This window comes from Sorangium sp. So ce385, assembly GCF_051474135.1.
Lineage (GTDB): Bacteria > Myxococcota_A > Polyangia > Polyangiales > Polyangiaceae > Sorangium > Sorangium cellulosum_D.
Map to the genome: position 1 here is coordinate 11,529,748 of NZ_CP150337.1, position 19,676 is coordinate 11,549,423.

A 19,676-nucleotide genomic window follows, 5' to 3' on the forward strand; every position below is an offset into this window, starting at 1 on the left:
ACGATATCACCGGTCGCCGCCTCCGGAGCACGTCCGACGCGCAGCGAGGCGATCGGCGGAGCGCGTCGCGACGCCGCCCCGCGCGCGAGCGGCGCTCGCGCGCGGCCGCGCCGGGATCAGTCGTCGCCGCGCTCGTAGTCGCCCGGCTCGAGCGCGGCGTCCGTCTCCTCGCCGGCCGCGAGCCGGCGCGAGCGGATCGCGTCCACGGCGATGTCGATCACCTCGAGCCGCGTCGACGGGGCGTAGTACTCGTCCTCGGAGACCTGCGGCAGCTCCGCGAGCCTTTCGGCGACCGCCTCGCGGTCCTCCTCCTCCAGCTCGAGCGCCGCCGGATCGCCACTCAGCGAGTCCTCGGCCAGGTCCCGCGCGGCCTCGGCGGCGCGACCGCGCGTGAGCGTCTCCCGGACGAAGAGCACCGGGCTGAACGCGAGGTAGACCGACTCGAACTCCAGCTGCCAGTAGGTCGGGTCCTCGCCGTCCATGCGCCACCACGACGCGTGCCGGCGCCGGATGACCTCGCCGAAGTACACGCCCGCCATGTGAGCGACCACCGGCAGCGCCTCGACCCTCTCCGACGTCGCCCCACGCGCCTGCTCCAGGTAGTGGTCGAGCACGGGCAGAGTCTCCGGCCGATAGTCAAGCCGTACACCGAGAGCGCGCTCCACAAACCTCACGCACCCCTCGGCGAGATCCTCCACGGCGGGCGGCGGCGGCGCGACAGCTGCAGCGGACGGAGCAGGCTCGGCCGACCGCTCCAGAGAAATCGGAGAGGACCCTGCACCGTTCTGTTTGGTATCCATGGGCTCCACGCTATCCTTCTCCGGTGCGGGTGGCCGCTCGTCAACGTGGTCGTGCTCGGAGCGACTCAGCAAGCGCCTCCGCAGGCTCGGTGGTCGCAACGGTCCGGACAGCTCCCGAGGCTTCGGGATTGTCGGGGTCGTCGGGCCGGGGTCGTCGGGTCGAATCGTCGGGCGAATCGTCGGGATGGAACGTGGCCGGCCCTCGCTCCACCTCGAAGCTCCGCCTCGAAGGGAAGCGCCGGCGCAGCGGAAGCATGGGCCGGCGAAGCTGCTCCGGAAAGCCGGTCGCCCCGAGCCCCCGCCCTGATCAGCCCGGCCGTGGATTCGGGTTTGAATTCCTAACGGAAGTCGAGGCCATCGTGCTAAGCTCCGCCCTCGCGTCGAAATGAGACTCGGGATCTTCAGCGATACGCACGCCAACTACGAGGCGCTCAGCGCTGTGCTCGAGTCCTACCGCCACGAGCGCATCGACGTCTATTACTGCCTGGGGGATACGGTCGGCTACGGCGGCTCGCCGAACGAATGCGCCGACCTCGTCCGGAAGGTGGCCAAGAAGACGATCCTCGGCAACCACGACGCGGCCGTCGCAGGTCGGATGGACTACTCGTACTACTACGAGGCTGCCCGGCAGGCGCTCGACACGCACGCTGCGATGCTCTCCTCCGAGAACGCCGCGTGGCTCCGGAGCCTGACGTACCAGGAGAAGTTGACGGACATCAACGTCGACCTCTGCCACGGATCGCCCGTCCGGCTCGAGGAGTTCGAGTACATCTTCGCCCCCGAGCAGGCGCGCGAGTGCCTCCCCATGTGGAACGAGCTCGGCCACATCACGCTGATCGGCCACTCCCACCTCTGCAAGGTGTTCGCGCTCACGCCGAACAGCGTGGAGGAGCTCCCGGCGGTGGACTTCCAGCTCGAGCAGGGGCGCAAGTACATCGTGAGCGTCGGGTCGGTCGGACAGCCGCGGGACTACGACAACCGCGCGAGCTACACGATCTACGACAGCGAGACGAAGCGCTTCGAGTTCAAGCGCGTCGAGTACGACATCGAGACGGCGGCGGAGAAGGTGCTGCGCGCCAAGCTCGAGCGCAACTTCGCCCACCGGCTCTACATCGGGGTCTGAGAGCGCCTCGCGGATCCGCGCGCGGCGCGCGAGCTGGCAGCCGCGAGCCGCCGCCTCCCATCGCGCGCTCGTGCGATGGCGACCCGGCGCCTCCGCGAGGCGGGATCGCGCGTGGCCTTCGCTGACCTGCGGTCCTGGTCTTCCCGCTGACGACGCGTCAGCGTCGCGGCCGCTCGGCGCCTAAGCGCGGCCGGGGCGAACGGAGCGCCGGGGACGGCAGTGATAGAGCAGCATGCTCGTCTGGTTGTCGGGCGGCGCTGCGGAGAAGTCGCTGCGGAGCGCCGTGATCTCGAAGCCGTTGTAGTGGAGCAAGGCCTCGAGCTCCTGCGGATAGAACTGACGATGGGCGAGCGGCGTCATCCAGCGCTCGCCGCCGTCGACGGGCGAAAACTCCATGGACACGAACAGGATCTGCCGGACCTTGTCGTAGTCGAAGCGCTCCGTGTACCGGACGACCGTGCCAGGGCCGTCCTTCTCGGGATACCGGAAGCGCGGCGTGGCGTAGGCGCGATCCGGATCGCGCGCGAGCTCGGCCGGCTCGGGCATGGACACATCGAAGACGAGCTCGCCCCGCGGCGTCAGGTGCTCGCGCGCCCGCGCGAGGAAGCGCTCGACGTCCGCGCGCGTGTACAGGTGCAAGAACGCGTTGAAGGGGCAGATCACGAGCGGAAAGCGGCGCCCGAGCCGCAGCGCCCGCATGTCCGCCCGCCGGACGCTCACGCGAGAGGAGACGCCGCGCGGCTCCCGACCGAGCAGCGCGCGCAGATCGCCGAGCATCGGCGCCGACAGATCCACGCCCGTGATCCGGACCCCTGCCCTCGCGACGGGCAGCGTGATCCGCCCGTTGCCGCAGCCGTACTCGAGCACCGGCCCGCCGGACGCCACGGAGAGATCGACGTAGTAGCGGACGTCGTCCTGCCGACGCGCGTACGTCTTCGCGTAGTACGCCGGGTCCTCGTAGTGGGCCGACGTCCCCGCCTCGAGCTCCGGATCGCGATCCTGGCCGGAGCGCAAAGACCGCCTCGACCGGGGCGTGGCCGCACCTTTCATGGGAAGCAACGGATCGAGCGCAGCGCTGGCACTCGGGCGGGAGCGCGCCGAGATGCCGGGCCGACGGAGGCGTGCGTCATGAGAGCACGCGCGCCCGATGCGCCCTCAGCGCTGGCCGCCAGCGTTCATCTGCTGGAGCCACTCGGACACGACCTCGTGAGAGCTCCGGTGGAAGTGCACCTTGCCCGCCGCGATCTCCCGAAGGCTGGTCACGGCAGGCTTGTTCTTCGTCTTCACGAGGGCGTCCGAGCCCTTCATGAGCTGCCGCGTCCGGTTGGCCGCAAGCACGACGAGAGCAAAACGGTTTTCCTCGCGCTCGAGGCAGTCTTCCACAGTCACACGCGCCATAGGGGGGGCGAGAGTAGCGCCCTGCTCCGGCCAGCGCAAGGTACATGCCGCTCGGCGGCTCTGCGCCGGGCGCGCTGCCGCGCCGCTCGCCCGTCGGCGGCATACGTTGCTCGTTGCCCTCGACGCAGGTCCCGGCTACGAGGTGCCCCCGTGGCCGCTGAGCAGGATTCCCTCCTCCCCCCTCCCCCCCGTCCGGTCCCAGGGCTGAAATACCGTCGCATCGTCCTCAAGCTGAGCGGCGAGGCGCTCTGCGGCGAAGAAGGCGGGTTCGGCATACGCCCCGAGACGCTCCACCACGTCGCCGGCGAGATCGCCGAGCTCCAGCGGATGGGGGTGCAGATCGGGATCGTCGTGGGCGGAGGCAACATCTTCCGCGGGCTGAAGGGCGCGAGCGCGGGCATGGACCGCTCCCAGAGCGACTACATGGGCATGCTCGCCACCGTCATCAACGCGCTCGCCCTGCAGGACGCGCTCGAGAAGACGGGCGTGCCGACGCGCGTCATGACCGCGATCGAGATCCGGCAGGTCGCCGAGCCGTACATCCGCCGCAGGGCGATGCGTCACCTGGAGAAGGGCAGCATCGTCATCTTCGCCGCGGGCACGGGCAACCCGTTCTTCTCGACCGACACGGCGGCGGCGCTGCGGGCGATGGAGATCCAGGCGCAGGCGCTGTTCAAGGCCACCAAGGTCGAGGGCATCTACGACCGCGATCCCGTGCGCCACGAGGGCGCGCAGATGTTCGCGCACCTGAGCTACGACCGCTTCCTCGCGGACAGGATCGGGGTCATGGACTCGACCGCGGTCACCCTCTGCCGCGAGAACAAGATGCCGATCCGGGTGTTCAAGCTCATGACCCGCGGCAACATCCTCCGCGTGTGCAGGGGCGAGGAGATCGGCACGATCGTCGACTGAGCGCGCGCTCGATCGCCCCGCACCGCCGCGGGCGACGGGCCGAGGCGCCCGCCGGCGCGAGCCAGGCCGGCGCGCCCTCGAGCCGCGAGGAAACCGTGCTAGACCCCGAGCCAGCAATGATCCGAGCTCCGGTGCGCCGCCCCCTGCTCGCCATGTCGCTCGCCGCGCTCGTCGCGGGCTGCGACGAGCCCGCCCTCCAGGTCCCGGCGGACGCGGGGGAGCCGGTCCTCGGGCTCAGCGCCGAGCAGTCGGCGCGCGTGCTCGCGAAGGTCGGCGACCGGGTGATCACCCTCGGCGACTTCGGCAGGACGCTGGAGCGGATGGATCAGTTCGATAGGCTCCGCTACCAGACGAAGGAGCGGCGCCGCGAGCTGCTCAGCGAGATCGTCGACGCGGAGCTGCTCGCGCTGGAAGCGAAGCGCCGCGGCCTCGACAAGGAGGCCGCGGTCGAGGACGCGATCCGGCAGATCCTCCGCGAGGCGATGATCGCCCAGGCGCGCAAGGGCCTGCCCGCGCCGGCCGACATCCCGGCGTCCGAGGTGCGCGCGTACTACGAGGCGAACGCCGACAAGTTCAGCGAGCCCGAGCGAAGGCGCGTCTCCGCCATCGTGGTCGGCGACAGGGCGCTCGGGGAGAAGGTCCTCAAGGAAGCGCAGAAGGCCGCGAGCAGCAGCGCGTGGGGAGAGCTCTTCCTCAAGCACTCGCTCGGCGCGCCGAAGGACAAGAGCAAGGCGCCGCCGCTCGACCTCGCGGGCGAGCTCGGCATCGTCAGCCCGCCCGGCGATCCGCGCGGCGCCCACCCGCAGGTCCCGGAGCCGGTCCGCGCGGCCGTCTTCCGGATCGCCAGCGTGGGGGCCGTCAGCGACGAGCTCGTCGAGGCCGACGGCCGGTTCTACATCGTCCGCCTGAGCGGGCTCACGGGCGGGCACCGGCGCGCGCTCGCGGAGGCCGAGCGCTCGATCCGCGTCGCGCTCCTCCAGCAGAAGATGCAGGAGCAGGAGCGCGCCCTCGAGGACGAGCTGCGGAAGAAGTTCCCCGTCGAGATCAACGACGCGGCGCTCTCCTCGGTGAAGCTGCCGCAGCAGCTCACGCAGCCCGGGGGCGCGCCGCAGCCCGATCCCGCGAAGCCCAGCGCGCCGCAGCCGGAGCCGGCCGGCGGCGCCGCGCCCCCGTCGAGCGATGCGGGCAAGTAGCGCGCTCGTCGCCCCGACGCAGCTCACCCGGCGGCCCAGCGACGACGGCGCGGGCGCCCTCGCCGTCGCGCCGTCGTCGCGCCCCGCGGCGCCCGCCGCGGACGGTCAGCAGGGCGCGCGGCCGGCCCGCGCCAAGGCGCGGCAGAGCGACTGGACATGGCAGCTGCGCCACGCGCTCTCGAGCGCCGAGGAGCTGCACCGGGCGCTGTCGCTCACGCCGGAGGAGCTCGCGGGCGCGCGGCGCGCCGAGAAGGCCGGGCTGCCCATCCGCGTCACCCCGTATTACCTGAGCCTCTGCGACAAAGGCGACCCCGCGTGCCCGATCCGCCGTCAGTGCGTGCCGCTCGCCGACGAGGCCGCCGAGGTGCCCGGAGATCTGGTCGATCCTCTCGGCGAGGTCGCGCACGAGGTCGCGCCGCACCTCGTGCAGCGGTACCCGGATCGCGCGCTGCTGCTCGCGACCGATCGCTGCGCGGTGTACTGCCGGTTCTGCACCCGCTCGCGCATGGTCGGCGACGGCGGCGGCGCGGTGGCGCTCGAGCGCCTCGCGCCGGCCATGGCCTACCTCGAGGCGCACCCGGAGGTGCGCGACGTCATCGTGAGCGGCGGCGATCCCCTCGCGGTCTCGACGGACCGCGTCGTGCGGCTGATCGCCCGGCTGCGGCAGATCCCGAGCGTGGAGACGATCCGCATCGCCACGCGCGTGCCGGTCACGCTGCCTCAGCGCATCACCGCGGAGCTCGTGCGCGCGCTCAGGCCGCACCATCCGCTCTGGGTGATGACGCACTTCAACCACCCGAAGGAGCTCACGCCCGCCGCCGAGCGCGCCTGCAAGCGGCTCGTGGACAACGGCTTCCCCGTGATGAACCAGACGGTGCTGCTGCGCGGCATCAACGACGACGCGACGACGCTGGCCGCGCTCTTCCGGGGGCTCGTGCGCTGGCGCGTGCGCCCGTACTACCTGCTCCAGATGGACCCCGTGCGCGGCACCGCGCACCTGCGCACCCCGCTCGCGACCGGCATCTCCCTCATGGAGCAGCTCCAGGGACGGCTCACCGGCATCGCGCTGCCGAAGCTGATCGTCGATACCCCGGGCGGGATGGGCAAGGTGCCCGTCGGCCCCGACTACGTCGTCGATCGCCGGCCCGGGCGCACGGTGCTCCGCACCCACCGCGGCGTCGAGGTCGAGTACGTCGACCCCCCGCCGCAGCCCGGCGGCTGAGCCGCCCGCTCAGCGACCCGGGCCGCGCGAGAGCGGCTTCGCGATCCGGAACGACAGGTTCAGGGCCCGCGTGATCCCGAAGAAGCGGGTGCGCGACGCGCTCCTGCACTGCTGCGAGTCCGCGGCCCAGCTCCCGGAGCGGGCGATGCGCCACGGCGGCGCGTCGCTGCCGGCGTCGGCGGTCGACTCGATCTCATGCGACGTCTCCGCCCACGATTTCTCGCCGTTCACGTCGGCGACCCACTCGCGCACGCCGCCCGCCATGTCGCGCACGCCGTAGGGCGAGGTGTCGATGGGGAACGTCCCGACCGGCTCCGGCTGCGCGAGGAAAGGCCGCGACGAGCGCATCAGGCAGAAGGTGGGATCGAAATGGTCCCCCCACGGGTAGAACCGTCCGTCGGTCCCGCGCGCCGCCTTCTCCCATTCGAGCTCGGTGGGGAGGCGGACCTCGAGCCCGTCTCGCTCGCTCCGGAAGCGGCAGTAGGCCACGGCGTCGAACCAGTCGATGAGGATGACGGGCAGGTTCCAGAGGTGCCCCTCCTCGGCCGGGAAGCGCTTCTGCGCGTCGCCCTCGACCACGGTGGGCAGCGGCTCCCACCCGCCGCCGCTGGCCGGCCGCGCGACGTAGCCCTCGGAGCCGCGCGTCCCGTGCGGCGCGCGCTTGAGCGCGAGATCGAGATCGCGCGTCTCGAGCTCGTTCAAGAACTCGCAGTACTCGCGGAAGGTGACCGGGAACTTCGCGATCGCGACGTCGGGGACGTGGAGCTCGGCGCGGCGGAGCGGATCGTAGGCCTGCGCGTCGCCGCCGGCGATGAACGTCCCCCCGGGGATGTAGACGAACCCCTCGCCGATCTCCGCGTCGGTGTAGAGGTTCAGCTCGACGCGGTGGTGGGTGCCCCGCTTGAGCAGCAGCGGGTAACGCACGTCCCGGTAGCCGGCGCGCTTCAGGACGAAGAGGTAGCTGCCCGGCTTGAGGTGCACCTCGCGGAGCGGGGTGCGGCCGAGGGCGCGCTCGTCGCTCGCGACCAGGATGCGATCCTTCTCGACGTACCGGTACGCGAGGACGCTCGCGCCCGACGGCGACGAGTCGACCGAGAGGACCGCGTCGGCGGTGAGCAGCGCGGCGTAGCGGCCCACGTCGAACTCCGCGACGAGCGCCTCGTGGTAGATGCGCGCCGCGTGCTGGTGCTCCTGGTCCGCCCGCACCGCGCGCGACCAGTAGAGGTCCGCGAGCCCGGCGCGCGCCTCGACCAGATCCGGATCGTACGCCAGCGCCTTCGTGTAGAGGTCGATCGCCTCGGCCGCGGCGCGCGCCTGCTCGCGCTCGACCCCGGCCGCCCTGTCCTCGAGCTGCCAGCCGGACCGCTTGCGCTCGATCGGCTCGTACTCCTTCACGTCCTTGAGCAGCCGCCGCGCCTCCTCGACGAGCCGCTCGCGCTCGCTGTCGAGCCGCCGGTCGCGCTCGAGCGGGGCCTTGGCGAGCTCGCAGAGCTTGATCGCCTCTTCGCGGCGGCGCATCCGCTCCTTGGCGCCCTCGAGGAACGCCTCGGCCTCCGCCGCGACGCGGTCGGCGGTCGGCGGCCGCTGATCGGGGTCCTTCGCGAGCATCGCCAGGCAGAGGTCCTCGAGCAAGAGCGGGCAGCTCGGCGAGATCGAGCGCGGCGGCTTGGGGTCGCGCGTCTGCGTCGCGAGGATCACGGCGAGCACGGTCGGCGCGTCGAACGGGTGCTCGCCGGTGAGGATCTCGTAGAGCACCACGCCGAGCGCGAAGATGTCCGCGCGGTGATCGATCCGCTTCTGATCCCCCCGGATCTGCTCCGGCGCGATGTACCCGGGCGTGCCCGAGAGCGCGCTCGCGACCGCCTCGTGCCGCTTCCGGCCGAAGTCCTGCCCGCTCGGGTCGATGGTGATCGGCTCGCTCACCTCCGCCCTCGAGAGCAGCTTCGCGTTGCCCCAGTCGCCCAGGTACACCTCGCCGTAGTCGCCGAGCAGCACGTTCTCCGGCTTGATGTCGCGGTGCGCGACGCCTCGCCGGTGCGCGTAGGCGAGCGCCCGCGAGATCTGCACGAACGCGCCGATGAGCCGGACGAGCGGCCACTGCTTGCGGAGCTCGGGGTTCGTCAGCACATTTTGCAGGCTCTGCCGCTTGACGACCCGCATCGAGTAGTAGGGCTGGCCGTTCGGCAGCGTGCCCAGGTCGTAGACCGGGATGATGTTCGGGTGCTCGAGCTGGGCTGTGATGCGCGCCTCGGTCAGGAAGCGGTTGCCCACCGCGGAGTCCGCCTCGGCCCCGGGCTTCAGCGTCTTCAGCGCCACCACGCGCCCGATCTCCCGGTCGCGCGCCTTCACCACCTTCCCGGCGCCCCCCGCCCCGAGCGCCTCGCCGACCTCGTAGCGGCTGCCGCCGGCGTTCACGGCGCGCGTGGCGGAGGTCGCGAGCGTCGGGAAATCGGCCACGACCTCCTCTCCCGGCAGATCGATCTCGCGCTGCGTGTCGAAGCGCAGCGCGTCCAGATCCTCGACCTGCGGCGCGAGGGCGCGCGCGGCGGCCGGGCTGCGCGCCTCCTGCTGCGGCGCGAGGGCACGCGCGGCGGCCGGGCTGCGCGCCTCGTGCTGCGGCGCGAGGGCGCGTCCGGCGGCCGGGCTGCGCCCCTCCTGCGCGAGCAGCTCCGGCAGCGCCGCCAGCTGCTCCGGCGTCAGGATCCCCTCGAAGAGCTCCTGGGGCGTCGACACGCCGCCGAGGGTCCATCGGCAGGCCATGTCCCAAAGGGCGTTGGGCTCGATGAGCCCTCGCGCCACGGCGGCGACGGCCAGGGCACGAGCCTCGCGAGTCTGAGCGAGCTTCACTCGAGCGACCTCTCGTCCGAAACGATCTCACCGCGCGACGCGAGGCGGAAGGCCACGCTGGGACCGCCGAGCGCAAGGCGGCGCGCGCAGCGAGGGCGCGGCGCTCCCGCGGCGGATGCAGGGCTGCCGGCGCCGCCGCTCGGTGCGCGTCCCAGGAGGCGGCGCACGTCAGCCGCCGTGGCAGGCGACCGCTCTGCTGCCGCGCCAGCCCGAGCTGCCCCGTTGGAAGTCGCGACGCGGCAGGGCCGGAGCGGCGATGGCCGCCCGCGCGCCCCGGGCCTCAGAGACTCTATGTGTCGGAAATTCCTGCATTTACCAGCGATAAATGAGCGCTGCCCAGGTTACGTGGTGTCCCCTCGCCTGTGCAAGAGAGTAGGGCGGATGGCGCCCGGGCCCGGTCATTTTTCGTCGCATGTCCCGCGCGTCTCCACGGCTCGCGCCTCGTGCCCCGCCCCTCGCGTGCTTGCCGCCGGCGCGCACCTCCCGCACGTCGGGCACGATTCCGACGATCTCGCCCATTGTCGTCGTTGTCGTACCAGCGGGTGGGCCCGTCCCCCGCGGCGCCGTCCGGCCGCCGTCGCGCCCTCCCGCCGCTCCGCCCTCATGCCCGCGCCGCCGCGCTGGCCCGCCGCCGCGCTGGCCCGCCGCCGCGCGACGGGCTTTCGATCCCCGGGGGGAGCCGTGGTAGGGCGCGGTATGGCTGATTCGACGGCCCTGCCGCGTCCGGCGCTCGCTCGTCTCGACGAGATGAACCGCCGCGCGCTCGACGGGGGCGGGAAGGATCGCGTCGCCAAGCAGCACGAGGCCGGCAAGCTCTCCGCGCGGGAACGCATCGACCTGCTCCTCGATCCAGGGTCGTTCGTCGAGATCGATCGGTTCGTGGTCCACCGGTGCGCCGACTTCGGCATGGACGAGCGGAAGGTCCTCGGCGACGGCGTCGTGACCGGCTGGGGGCTCGTCGACGGGCGCAAGGTCGTGGTGTTCGCGCAGGACTTCACCGTGTTCGATGGCTCGCTCTCCGGCGCGTACGCCTCGAAGATCTGCAAGGTGATGGACCTCGCGATGAAGGTGGGCGCCCCCGTCGTCGCGCTGAACGACTCGGGCGGCGCGCGGGTTCAGGAGGGCATCGAGTCGCTCGCCGGGTACGCCGACATCTTCCTCCGCAACACGCTCGCGAGCGGGGTCGTCCCCCAGATCAGCGCGATCCTCGGGCCGTGCGTCGGCGGCGCCGTCTACTCGCCCGCCATCACCGACCTCATCCTGATGAGCGAGCGGACGAGCACCATGTTCGTCAACGGCCCCGAGCTCATCAAGGCGGTGACCAACGAGGACGTCACCGAGGAAGACCTCGGCGGCGCCGCCGCCCACGCCGCCAGGAGCGGCGTATGCCACCTCACCGCACCCGACGACCGGTCGGCGCTCGCGCAGGTCCGCGAGCTGCTCTCGTTCTTGCCCTCGAACAACACCGAGGCTCCGCCGCGCCGCGCCGCGGTCGATCCCGTCGACCGGGAGGTGCCGGAGCTCGACACGATGATCCCGATCGAGCCGTCGGGGCCGTACGACGTCAAGCAGCTCGTGCGCGCCGTGGTCGACGACGGCCGCTTCCTCGAGATCCACGCGCGCTATGCGCAGAACATCGTGGTCGGGCTCGCCCGGATCGGGGGCGCGCCCGTCGGGGTGGTCGCGAACCAGCCCCAGGTGCTCGCCGGCTGCCTGGACATCAAGGCCAGCATCAAGGCGGCGCGCTTCGTCCGGTTGTGCGACTGCTTCAATGTCCCGCTCGTCACGCTCGTGGACGTCCCCGGCTTCCTCCCGGGGCTCGACCAGGAATATGGGGGGATCATCTCTCATGGAGCGAAGCTGCTCTATGCGTTCGCCGAGGCCACGGTGCCCAAGATCACGGTGATCACGCGCAAGGCCTACGGCGGCGCTTACGACGTGATGGCGTCCAAGCACATCCGGGCCGATTACAACCTCGCCTTCCCGACGGCCGAGATCGCGCTCATGGGCCCGGAGGGCGCGGTGAACATCGTCTACGGCAAGGAGATCCAGCAGGCGGCGGACCCGGCCGCCGCCCGCGCGCGCCTCGTCGAGGACTACAAAACGAAGTTCACGAGCCCGTACAGGGCGGCCGAGCTCGGCTTCATCGACGAGGTGATCTACCCGCGCATGCTCCGCATTCGGCTGGCGCGAGCCCTCGACCTCCTGCGCGACAAGCGGGACAGGAACCCAGCGAAGAAACACGGAAACATCCCGCTTTAGTAGAATTTTGGGGCGGCGGGGAGCCCCACGAGAGCCTCGCTCAGCGAGAGATCGGCCTGCAAAACCGCTTAGAACGCCTGGGAAGGAGGGAGCCGGATCGAGCGACGCCGTTGCGCCGCCGATCCCAAGCGTGTAAAAACAACTTGCGTGGCTGTTTTTCTTTGCTCTCCACGCGCGATGCTTCTCTCTGACCAACGATCTGCACAAGCGCGCCCGGGGGCCGGTTGCAGGAGGACGGGTGGTTTGGCGGGCATACCGAGCGTTGGGGGGTCGCCGAGTATACGAACGAGGGGTCGGTTGGGTTCTGTGGAGGTATTGAGCATGAAATCTTGGGTATTCGCTGCGTTTTTGATTTCCGGTTGCGCCCTCGTGGCGTGCGGTGACGACAACACCGACCCGCCGAACAACGGCACCACCAGCAGCAGCAACGGGAGCGGCGGCTCCGGCGCCAGCGGCGGCAACGGCGGCAACGGCGGCAACGGCGGCGACGCCGGCGGCGGCGGCTCGGGCGGCGACGGAGGCGCGAGCACCACGAGCTCTTCCTCGACAGGGACCCCGACGTGTGATGACACGACGGACCAGTGCAGGAACGAAGACGGGACGGGCTGCTACAAGTGCGCCGCCGACGGCGCATGCAAAGAGTTCATCGACGCCTGCGTGGACGATGATACCGATATGGGATGTTTTGACCTGGTGAAATGCGTCGATCGTTGCTCGGACGAGGAAGATCCGGCCACGTGCATCGACGAGTGCCGCACGGAGAACGAGGCCGGGGTGGAGGCGTACGACGCCTTCACCAAGTGCATTGTTTGCGAGCAGTGCGCCCAGAACTGCGGTGCATCGGAAGAGCCGCTGTGCGCGATGTGAGGCGCTGACCAGCAGCAGGTCATCTCCGAAGGGGGCGTCCGATGGCCGCCCCCTTCGGCCTTTTGTTGGCTCGCCGGCGCGGCGGACGTCGGGCGGGCTCTGCGGCCTGCGTGGAATCTGCTGCGGCTGCATTCGCGAGACGGGCGCGCGAGGCGCGGGGGTCGCCTGGGCCGGCCGGGAACATGCGGCGCGGAACGGCGGCGCCGGTGGGGGGCCGGGGGGACGAGAGGACGGGGGCGGTCGGAGGCCGCGCAAGAGCCGGGCACTCGCTGCTGGAATACCGTCCGGGGTTGAGGCGCCGGTCCGGGTGGGGGCACCGCCGTCCCGGGTTGGGTGCCGTCCCAGGTTGGGGGCACCGCCGTCCCGGGTTGGGCCCCCCGTCCCAGGTTGGGCCCCCCGTCCCAGGTTGGGGGCACCGCCGTCCCGGGTTGGGCCCCCCGTCCCAGGTTGGGCCCCCCGTCCCAGGTTGGGGGCACCGCCGTCCCGGGTTGGGCCCCCCGTCCCAGGTTGGGCCCCCCGTCCCAGGTTGGGGGCACCGCCGTCCCGGGTTGGGCCCCCCGTCCCAGGTTGGGCCCCCCGTCCCAGGTTGGGCCCCCCCAGGTTGGGCCCCCCTTCCCCCCACCGCCGGCGCCTCAGCCGGCGCCCGTACGCGGTCCGGCCCTCAGACGCCGCCGCTCCCCGGGCCGGCCACAGCCGCCCCCGCGCCTCGGGGCGCGGCCGCGGATACGCGAGGTAGCTCACGTGCTGGCGGCCGGCCCACCTCGGCGACCTGCGCCCCCCCGACGTCCTCAATCGCGCAGCGCGCGCCGGGTTGCGCCTTCATGGCTCGGGCAACCCGTGGTAACGCTTGGCGGCGCCGCCGATGTGCGGCATCCGACATGGGAAAGAACCTTCTCGTCATCAATGTGGACATCCGCGAGACACGCGTCGCGCTGATCGAAAATGGGATCATCGCTGAGCTGCATCTCGAGCGGGAGAGCTCCAAGGGGACGCTCGGAAACATCTACCTCGGCAAGGTCAGCCGCGTTTTGCCCGGGATGCAGGCCGCGTTCATCGACGTGGGGCTCGAGCGAGCCGCCTTCCTGCACGTCGAGGACCTCATCCGGCCCGACGACTTCGAGGCATACCTGGCTGGGCACCGCCGTCCTGCCGAAGAGGAGCGCGCCTCCTCCCGAGGCCGCGCCGCGCGCGCCAGCGAGGCGCCCGGGCCTGAAGAAAGCGAGGTTCACGAGCTATCTGGCGCAGAAGAGGCCGCGCCCGAGGGCCCCGACGCGGCGGCCGAACACCACGAGCACCACGAAGGGGCGGATTTCGGGGCCGATGTAGGGTTCGAGGCCGAGAGCCCGCTCGAGGCGGACAGCCCGCTCGATGAAACGAGCGACGTGCCGATCGAGCTGCCCACCGCGCTCGACGTGCTCGGAAGCCCCTCCGGCCAGGCGTTCGCCGGCGTGGGTTCGATGGTGACCCTCGACGAGGCCGACGACGAGCCGGAGCTCGACGGCGGACACGAGCACGACGGCGCGGAGGACGACGACGAGGAGCTGGTCGCGGCAGGCAGCGGCAGCGACGTCGACGAGGCCGGTCCGGAGGAATCAGGTCCCGACGAAGCTGGGCCGGAGGAAGCCGAGGCCGAGGACGACGACGAGCTCGACACCCCCGCCTACGACGTCGAGCCGGCCTCGCCACCGCCGGAGGACGCCGCCGACGTGTGGAGCGCGGCCGAGGAGCACCCAGAGGCGCGGAGCGACGCCGCGGACCGCGGGGAGACGGAAGCCCCCGCAGAGATCGCGTCCGAGGAGCCCGCTGCGCGAGCTTCCGGCGAGTGGCCGTCCGAGCAGGAGGCGAGCGCGTCGCCAGCCGTCGAGGGCGCCGTCGCGAAAGCCGCGCCCGAAGCGCCGGGCGACGAGGTGCCGCCGGCAGCGCGGGCGCGCAACGGGCGCGCGCGCGGGCGGCGCGAGGCGCGCGTGCGCCGGTCGGGACGAACGCGCGACCGGCGCGCCAATCTCGAAGGGACCAGCGCCGCGCCCGAGGGGGCCGTCGCCACGGAAGCGCGCGAGGCGCCACGCGAAGGCCGCGAGGCGCGCGAAGGCCGCGAGGCGCGCGAAAGCCGAGAGGGGCGCGAAAGCCGCGAGGGCCGCGACGGCCGCGAAAGCCGCGAGGCGCGCGAAGGCCGTGACGGCCGCGAAAGCCGCGAGGCGCGCGAGGGCCGCGAGGGGCGCGAAGGCCGCGACCGGGGCGGACGTGGACAGCAGGGTGGACGCGATCGCGAGCAGCGCGGGCGCGGCGAGCAGCGGACGCGAGAGCGCGGGCGCGAGCAGGCGCGGGACGGCAAGGGCAAGAGCGCCGCGCGCGGCCAGCAGAGCGCGCGCAGCTGGCAGAACGAGCCGCCGCGCATCTCGAAATCGACGCCCATCCGCGAGGTCGTCCGCGAAGGGCAGGAGGTCATCGTCCAGGTCTCGAAGGAGCCCATCGGGACGAAGGGCGCCAGGGTCACGAGCCACATCTCCCTCCCCGGCCGCTACGTCGTGTACCTGCCGACGGTCGATCATATCGGGATCTCCAAGCGGATCGGCTCGGAGAAGGAGCGCTCCCGGCTGCGCGACGCCATCGAGGCGATGAAGCCGCCGCAGGGCGGGCTCATCGTGCGCACGCTCGCCGAGGGCCTCACGAAGAAGCAGCTCAAGGCCGACGTCGGCTACCTCGTGCGCCTCTGGGGCGAGGTGGCGAAGAAGCGCGAGAGCGGCGTGAGGGCGCCGGCCGTGCTCTACACCGAGCTCGACCTGGTGCTGAAGACCGCCCGCGACCTCTTCACCGACGACATCGAGAAGATCGTCATCGACGACCGCGAGGAGTACATCCGGCTGCGGCGCTTCGTCGAGATGTTCATGCCCGAGCGCGCCGACGCGGTGGAGCTCTACGAGGGCACCGAGCCGATCTTCGACGCGTACGGCATCGAGGACGAGATCCAGCGCGCGCTGTCGCGGAAGGTCCCGCTCCCGTCGGGCGGGCACCTGATCATCGATCAGGCCGAGGCGCTCACCGCGATCGACGTGAACACCGGGCGGTTCGTCGGCAAGGGGTCGAAGGACCTCGAGGAGACGATCCTGACCACGAACATGGAGGCGGTCGAGGAGATCGCCTATCAGCTCAGGTTCCGCAACATCGGCGGGCTGATCATCCTCGACCTCATCGACATGGAGCGCGCCCAGAACCGCGAGAAGGTGCGCCGCCGCCTCGAGGAGCTGCTCTCCAAGGACAAGGCGAAGACCACGCTGAACCGGATCTCCGATCTGGGCCTCATCGAGATGACCCGGAAGCGGACGCGCGAGAGCCTCGGGCGCACGATCCTCGAGCCGTGCTTCTACTGCGACGGGACGGGCCAGCTGCAGTCGAAGCAGACCGTCGCCTACGAGATCCTGCGGCAGATACGGCGCGAGCGGATGAACCTGCCCGGCTACTCGGTCGTGGTGAACGCGCATCCGGCCGTGATCGACCTCCTGAAGAACGACGAGCGCATCGCCGTGCAGGAGGCGGAGCGGCTGTTCCAGCGCCGGATCGATCTCGTGCCCCGGAAGGAGTACCACCTCGAGCAGTTCGATCTGCAAGGCAGGTAAGGCGCCATGGCGGACGATCAGGGTTCTCCGGAGAGCATCGACGCGAAGACGGGACGCAAGGAAGAGCGCGTCACCATCAACAAGGAGTTCGAGTCCTATGACGCGTTCATCAACGAGTACGTGACGAACATCTCGCGCACCGGCGTGTTCGTGCGGTCGAAGACGCCGCTCGCCGTCGGCACCAAGGTGAACCTCCGGTTCACCGTGATCATGGACGACATCGAGACGATCGAGGGCGTCGGCGAGGTCGTGCGCGTGCACGACGATCCGCAGGGCATGGGGGTCGTCTTCACCGAGCTGTCGAGCTACTCGCAGGGGCTCATCGACAAGCTCCTGACGAGCCAGGGGCACCGCGCCTCGAAGGAATAGGCAGAGGGCTTTCGGCGATGTTCACCGGGCTTGTCGAGACGATCGGGGTCCTCCGCCGCCGGAGCGGCGGCGCCGTGGCCCGCGCGCTCATCGAGGCGAGCCTCGGGCCGCTGACGCTCGGCGAGTCGGTGAGCGTGAACGGCGCCTGCCTCACCGTCGATCGCATCGCGCCCGGCGGGTTCGAGTGCGACATGTCCTCCGAGACCCTCGCCCGCACCACGCTCGGCGCGCTCACGGTCGGCGCGCGCGTCCACCTCGAGCGGGCGATGCCGCTCGGCGCCCGCATGGGCGGGCACGTGGTGCTGGGCCACGTCGACGGGATCGGCCGCGTCGTCGAGCAGTCGCGCGCCGGCGACGCGCTCCGCATGCGGGTGAGCGCGCCGACCGATCTCGCGCCGTTCCTCGCTCCCAAGGGCTCGATCGCCGTCGACGGCGCGAGCCTCACGCTCAACGCCGTGTCCACGCCGGGCTCCGCGGAGACGTGGTTCGACGTGATGCTGGTGCCGCACACCATCGACCGGACTCTCCTCGGCGAGCTCCGCCCCGGCGCGGCCGTCAACCTTGAAGTTGACGTGCTCGCGCGCTACGTGGCGCGGACGCTCCAGGTCGCGTCGATCGCCGGCCTGCAGAGCCTCTCGAGCAGGGACGCGCGCGAGGGCGATGCCTCTGCCGAGCGCGGCGAAGAGCGTGGAAATACGGGAGAGAATGCGGATCACGATGAACGACTCCTCGCAAAGCTGCGCGCGGGGGGATTCTGGTGAGGCCCTGTCATCCTCGAGCGGCAAGCTCGACCACGACATGACCTCCGGGGGTCCGATGCCTCACCGGCTGACCATCGACAAGGCGGTGCTCGACCGCGTGAACACCGCGCTGGACCACATCCGCGCGGGCAAGATGGTGATCCTGGTCGACGACGAGGATCGCGAGAACGAGGGCGACCTCTGCATGGCGGCGGAGGCGGTGACCCCCGAGGCGATCAACTTCATGGCGATGCACGGGCGCGGCCTCATCTGCCTCGCCCTCGACGAGGAGCAGGTCGCGCGCCTCGAGCTGCCGATGATGTCGGCGCCCGGGCGCAACGGGCCGCCGCTCGGCACCGCCTTCACCGTGAGCATCGAGGCGCGCACCGGGGTGACGACCGGGATCAGCGCCGCCGATCGGGCGCACACGATCCGGGTCGCGAGCGCGCGCGACGCGAGGCCCGAGGATCTCGTCACGCCGGGGCACGTGTTCCCGCTGAAGGCGCGCCGCGGGGGCGTGCTCGTGCGGACGGGCCAGACCGAGGGGTCCGTGGACCTCGCGCGGCTCGCCGGGCTGCGGCCGGCGGGCGTGATCTGCGAGATCATGAACGACGACGGCAGCATGGCCCGCATGCCGGACCTCGAGGTGTTCGCCGCGAAGCACGGCCTGCTGATCGTGACGGTCGCGGACCTCATCCAGTACCGGCTCCAGACGGAGCGGCTGGTCCGGCGCGTGAGCGACCGGACGCTGCGGCTCGACCTCACGGGCACCGAGTGGACCGCGTACGTCTACGAGGTGATCAACGAGCAGCGGCAGTTCCTCGCGCTCACGAAGGGCGTGGTCGCGACGCAGGAGCCCATCCTCTGCCGCGTGCACTCCGGCTCGACCGTCGCGGACCTCTTTAGCTCGACGCCCTTCGACGGCGGCTCGAACCTGCGCGAGGCGCTGCTCGCGATCGAGGGCGCCGGCGTCGGCGTGGTCGTCTACATCCCGTCGCGAGGGGACCTGGGCCGCGAGCTGGAGCAGCTGAAGGGCCCCGGCCCCGACGAGAGCGCCCCCATCGTGCGGGCGCAGCAACCGTCGACGCTGCGGGAGTTCGGCCTCGGCGCGCAGGTCCTGGCGGACCTCGGGGTGCACCAGATCCGGCTCCTCACGAACAGCCAGCCAAAGATCGTCGGGATCACCGGGTTCGGGCTCACCGTGACCGAGCGGGTGCCGCTCGTGTCGATGAAGGGCGAGGCCTGACGCGCGAGGTGCGCTGGCGCGCCGGGTCGCGCGGAGAGCAGGGGCGCTCGGACGAGGATCGCGAGCGCGAAGGCCGCGCGCCGAGCGCGGCGAGAGAGAGGAACGGCGGATGGCAGATCAAGCGATCGGGCAGGCACAGGCGAGGGTGATCGAAGGCAACCTGGTGGTCCCGCCGGGGGCGCGCATCGCGGTCGTGGCGAGCCGCTTCAACCACTTCATCGTCGACCGCCTGGTCGAGGGCGCGCTCGACGCCATCGCGCGGCACGGCGGCGCGCTCGAGCGGACCTCCATCGTGCGCGTCCCGGGCGCGTGGGAGACGCCCACCATCGTGGGGCGGCTCGCGCACAAGAAGAGCGTCGACGCGATCATCACCCTGGGCGCCGTGATCCGGGGCTCGACGCCGCATTTCGACTACGTGGCGGCCGAGGTCACGAAGGGGATCGCGACGGTGTCGCTCCAGACCGGGGTGCCGGTCGCGTTCGGGGTCCTCACGACCGACTCGATCGAGCAGGCGATCGAGCGCGCCGGCACGAAGCATGGCAATAAGGGCTGGGAGGCCGCGGTCAGCGCGATCGAGATGCTCTCGCTCGGCGCGTCGCTGGACGCCGCCGGCCTGTAGACGAAGGTTCTGAGCGATGGGTGCGCGTTCGACCGGCCGCGAGGCGGCCTTGCAGATGCTGTTCGCGTTGGAGGCCGGCGGGAACCCGGCGTCCCGCGTCGTCGCGACCTTCTGGCGCGAGACGCCGGGAGATCCGGAGGGGCGCGCCTACGCGGACGAGGTGGTGCACGGCGTCGCCAAGGACCTCGCGGCCGTGGACGAGGCGATCCGCAAGGCGAGCACGAACTGGCGCCTCGAGCGGATGGCGCGGGTCGACCGCAACGTGCTCCGGCTCGGCGCGTGGGAGCTCATGAAGCACCCGGAGGTGCCGCGCGCGGTCATCCTCGACGAGGCGGTCGAGCTCGCGAAGCGCTACGGCAGCGAGGAGAGCGGCGCCTTCGTGAACGGCGTGCTCGACCGGGTCGCCGAGAACCTCGGCCGCATCGACCGGGATCGCTGAGCGCCGCGGCCCGCCGAGCGCCGTG

General features: G+C 71.5%; 16 protein-coding genes. 12 read left to right on the forward strand and 4 right to left on the reverse strand.

All coding sequences use genetic code 11. The annotated features are described in order from the left end of the window. Window positions 1-116 precede the first annotated feature (116 nt). Window positions 117-614 carry a hypothetical protein gene (locus WME83_RS42135; RefSeq protein ID WP_437315350.1) on the reverse strand — a complete coding sequence of 166 codons (498 nt, stop codon included), beginning with the start codon at window positions 612-614 and terminating at the stop codon, window positions 117-119. 571 nt (window positions 615-1,185) lie between these two features. On the opposite strand from WME83_RS42135, the gene WME83_RS42140 reads away from it, so the two are divergent. Next, the gene (locus tag WME83_RS42140; RefSeq protein ID WP_020740319.1) at window positions 1,186-1,923 is read left to right on the forward strand and encodes a metallophosphoesterase family protein; all 738 of its coding nucleotides are present in this window, start codon (window positions 1,186-1,188) and stop codon (window positions 1,921-1,923) included. Between the two features lie 180 nt (window positions 1,924-2,103). On the opposite strand, the gene WME83_RS42145 is transcribed toward WME83_RS42140, so the two are convergent. Continuing rightward, window positions 2,104-2,937 (reverse strand): class I SAM-dependent methyltransferase, encoded by an 834-nt coding sequence (locus tag WME83_RS42145; protein ID WP_437315351.1) that lies wholly within the window; start codon window positions 2,935-2,937, stop codon window positions 2,104-2,106. A gap of 141 nt (window positions 2,938-3,078) precedes the next feature. Then, entirely contained in the window at window positions 3,079-3,321 is a 243-nt protein-coding gene (gene rpoZ / locus WME83_RS42150) for a DNA-directed RNA polymerase subunit omega (RefSeq protein ID WP_044966694.1), read from the reverse strand. Between the two features lie 150 nt (window positions 3,322-3,471). On the opposite strand from rpoZ, the gene pyrH reads away from it, so the two are divergent. From pyrH to WME83_RS42165, 3 genes are all read left to right on the forward strand, one after another. Then, window positions 3,472-4,233 (forward strand): UMP kinase, encoded by a 762-nt coding sequence (gene pyrH, locus WME83_RS42155; RefSeq protein WP_437315352.1) that lies wholly within the window; start codon window positions 3,472-3,474, stop codon window positions 4,231-4,233. 131 nt (window positions 4,234-4,364) lie between these two features. Next, window positions 4,365-5,426, forward strand: coding sequence for a peptidylprolyl isomerase (locus WME83_RS42160; RefSeq protein WP_437315353.1), 1,062 nt, complete (start codon window positions 4,365-4,367; stop codon window positions 5,424-5,426). Next, window positions 5,413-6,648, forward strand: coding sequence for a KamA family radical SAM protein (locus WME83_RS42165; RefSeq protein ID WP_437315354.1), 1,236 nt, complete (start codon window positions 5,413-5,415; stop codon window positions 6,646-6,648). Before WME83_RS42160 ends, WME83_RS42165 begins: the two co-directional genes overlap by 14 nt. Window positions 6,649-6,657: 9 nt before the next feature. Here the strand turns inward: WME83_RS42165 and WME83_RS42170 are convergent, their stop codons facing one another. Continuing rightward, complete coding sequence (locus tag WME83_RS42170; RefSeq protein ID WP_437315355.1) at window positions 6,658-9,408, reverse strand: protein kinase domain-containing protein; 2,751 nt, start codon at window positions 9,406-9,408, stop codon at window positions 6,658-6,660. 783 nt (window positions 9,409-10,191) lie between these two features. Here WME83_RS42170 and WME83_RS42175 point away from each other — a divergent pair. The 8 genes from WME83_RS42175 (at window position 10,192) to nusB (ending at window position 19,651) form a co-directional block, all read left to right on the forward strand. Continuing rightward, window positions 10,192-11,757, forward strand: a complete 1,566-nt coding sequence (locus WME83_RS42175) for an acyl-CoA carboxylase subunit beta (protein ID WP_437315356.1) — start codon at window positions 10,192-10,194, stop codon at window positions 11,755-11,757. A 321-nt stretch (window positions 11,758-12,078) separates the two neighbouring features. Next, window positions 12,079-12,624 carry a hypothetical protein gene (locus WME83_RS42180; RefSeq protein WP_437315357.1) on the forward strand — a complete coding sequence of 182 codons (546 nt, stop codon included), beginning with the start codon at window positions 12,079-12,081 and terminating at the stop codon, window positions 12,622-12,624. Between the two features lie 878 nt (window positions 12,625-13,502). Then, window positions 13,503-16,238: an Rne/Rng family ribonuclease gene (locus WME83_RS42185; RefSeq protein WP_437315358.1), complete on the forward strand. Its 2,736-nt coding sequence runs from the start codon at window positions 13,503-13,505 to the stop codon at window positions 16,236-16,238. 6 nt (window positions 16,239-16,244) lie between these two features. Next, the gene (locus WME83_RS42190; protein ID WP_437315359.1) at window positions 16,245-16,607 is read left to right on the forward strand and encodes a PilZ domain-containing protein; all 363 of its coding nucleotides are present in this window, start codon (window positions 16,245-16,247) and stop codon (window positions 16,605-16,607) included. A gap of 17 nt (window positions 16,608-16,624) precedes the next feature. Further along, complete coding sequence (locus WME83_RS42195) at window positions 16,625-17,368, forward strand: riboflavin synthase (protein WP_437315360.1); 744 nt, start codon at window positions 16,625-16,627, stop codon at window positions 17,366-17,368. After that, window positions 17,325-18,593, forward strand: coding sequence for a 3,4-dihydroxy-2-butanone-4-phosphate synthase (gene ribB / locus WME83_RS42200; RefSeq protein WP_437315361.1), 1,269 nt, complete (start codon window positions 17,325-17,327; stop codon window positions 18,591-18,593). Before WME83_RS42195 ends, ribB begins: the two co-directional genes overlap by 44 nt. Before the next feature lie 109 nt (window positions 18,594-18,702). Further along, complete coding sequence (gene ribH / locus WME83_RS42205; RefSeq protein WP_437315362.1) at window positions 18,703-19,212, forward strand: 6,7-dimethyl-8-ribityllumazine synthase; 510 nt, start codon at window positions 18,703-18,705, stop codon at window positions 19,210-19,212. Between the two features lie 16 nt (window positions 19,213-19,228). Beyond that, window positions 19,229-19,651, forward strand: a complete 423-nt coding sequence (nusB, locus tag WME83_RS42210; protein ID WP_020740334.1) for a transcription antitermination factor NusB — start codon at window positions 19,229-19,231, stop codon at window positions 19,649-19,651. The last annotated feature ends 25 nt before the right edge of the window (window positions 19,652-19,676 follow it).

Coding starts and splice junctions, on each gene's coding strand:
- WME83_RS42140 (WP_020740319.1), top strand. CDS start 1,186: ATGAGACTCGGGATCTTCAGCGATACGCACGCCAACTACGAGGCGCTC.
- rpoZ (WP_044966694.1), bottom strand. CDS start 3,321: ATGGCGCGTGTGACTGTGGAAGACTGCCTCGAGCGCGAGGAAAACCGT.
- WME83_RS42165 (WP_437315354.1), top strand. CDS start 5,413: ATGCGGGCAAGTAGCGCGCTCGTCGCCCCGACGCAGCTCACCCGGCGG.
- WME83_RS42170 (WP_437315355.1), bottom strand. CDS start 9,408: ATGGCCTGCCGATGGACCCTCGGCGGCGTGTCGACGCCCCAGGAGCTC.
- WME83_RS42175 (WP_437315356.1), top strand. CDS start 10,192: ATGGCTGATTCGACGGCCCTGCCGCGTCCGGCGCTCGCTCGTCTCGAC.
- WME83_RS42180 (WP_437315357.1), top strand. CDS start 12,079: ATGAAATCTTGGGTATTCGCTGCGTTTTTGATTTCCGGTTGCGCCCTC.
- WME83_RS42185 (WP_437315358.1), top strand. CDS start 13,503: ATGGGAAAGAACCTTCTCGTCATCAATGTGGACATCCGCGAGACACGC.
- WME83_RS42190 (WP_437315359.1), top strand. CDS start 16,245: ATGGCGGACGATCAGGGTTCTCCGGAGAGCATCGACGCGAAGACGGGA.
- WME83_RS42195 (WP_437315360.1), top strand. CDS start 16,625: ATGTTCACCGGGCTTGTCGAGACGATCGGGGTCCTCCGCCGCCGGAGC.
- ribB (WP_437315361.1), top strand. CDS start 17,325: ATGAACGACTCCTCGCAAAGCTGCGCGCGGGGGGATTCTGGTGAGGCC.
- ribH (WP_437315362.1), top strand. CDS start 18,703: ATGGCAGATCAAGCGATCGGGCAGGCACAGGCGAGGGTGATCGAAGGC.
- nusB (WP_020740334.1), top strand. CDS start 19,229: ATGGGTGCGCGTTCGACCGGCCGCGAGGCGGCCTTGCAGATGCTGTTC.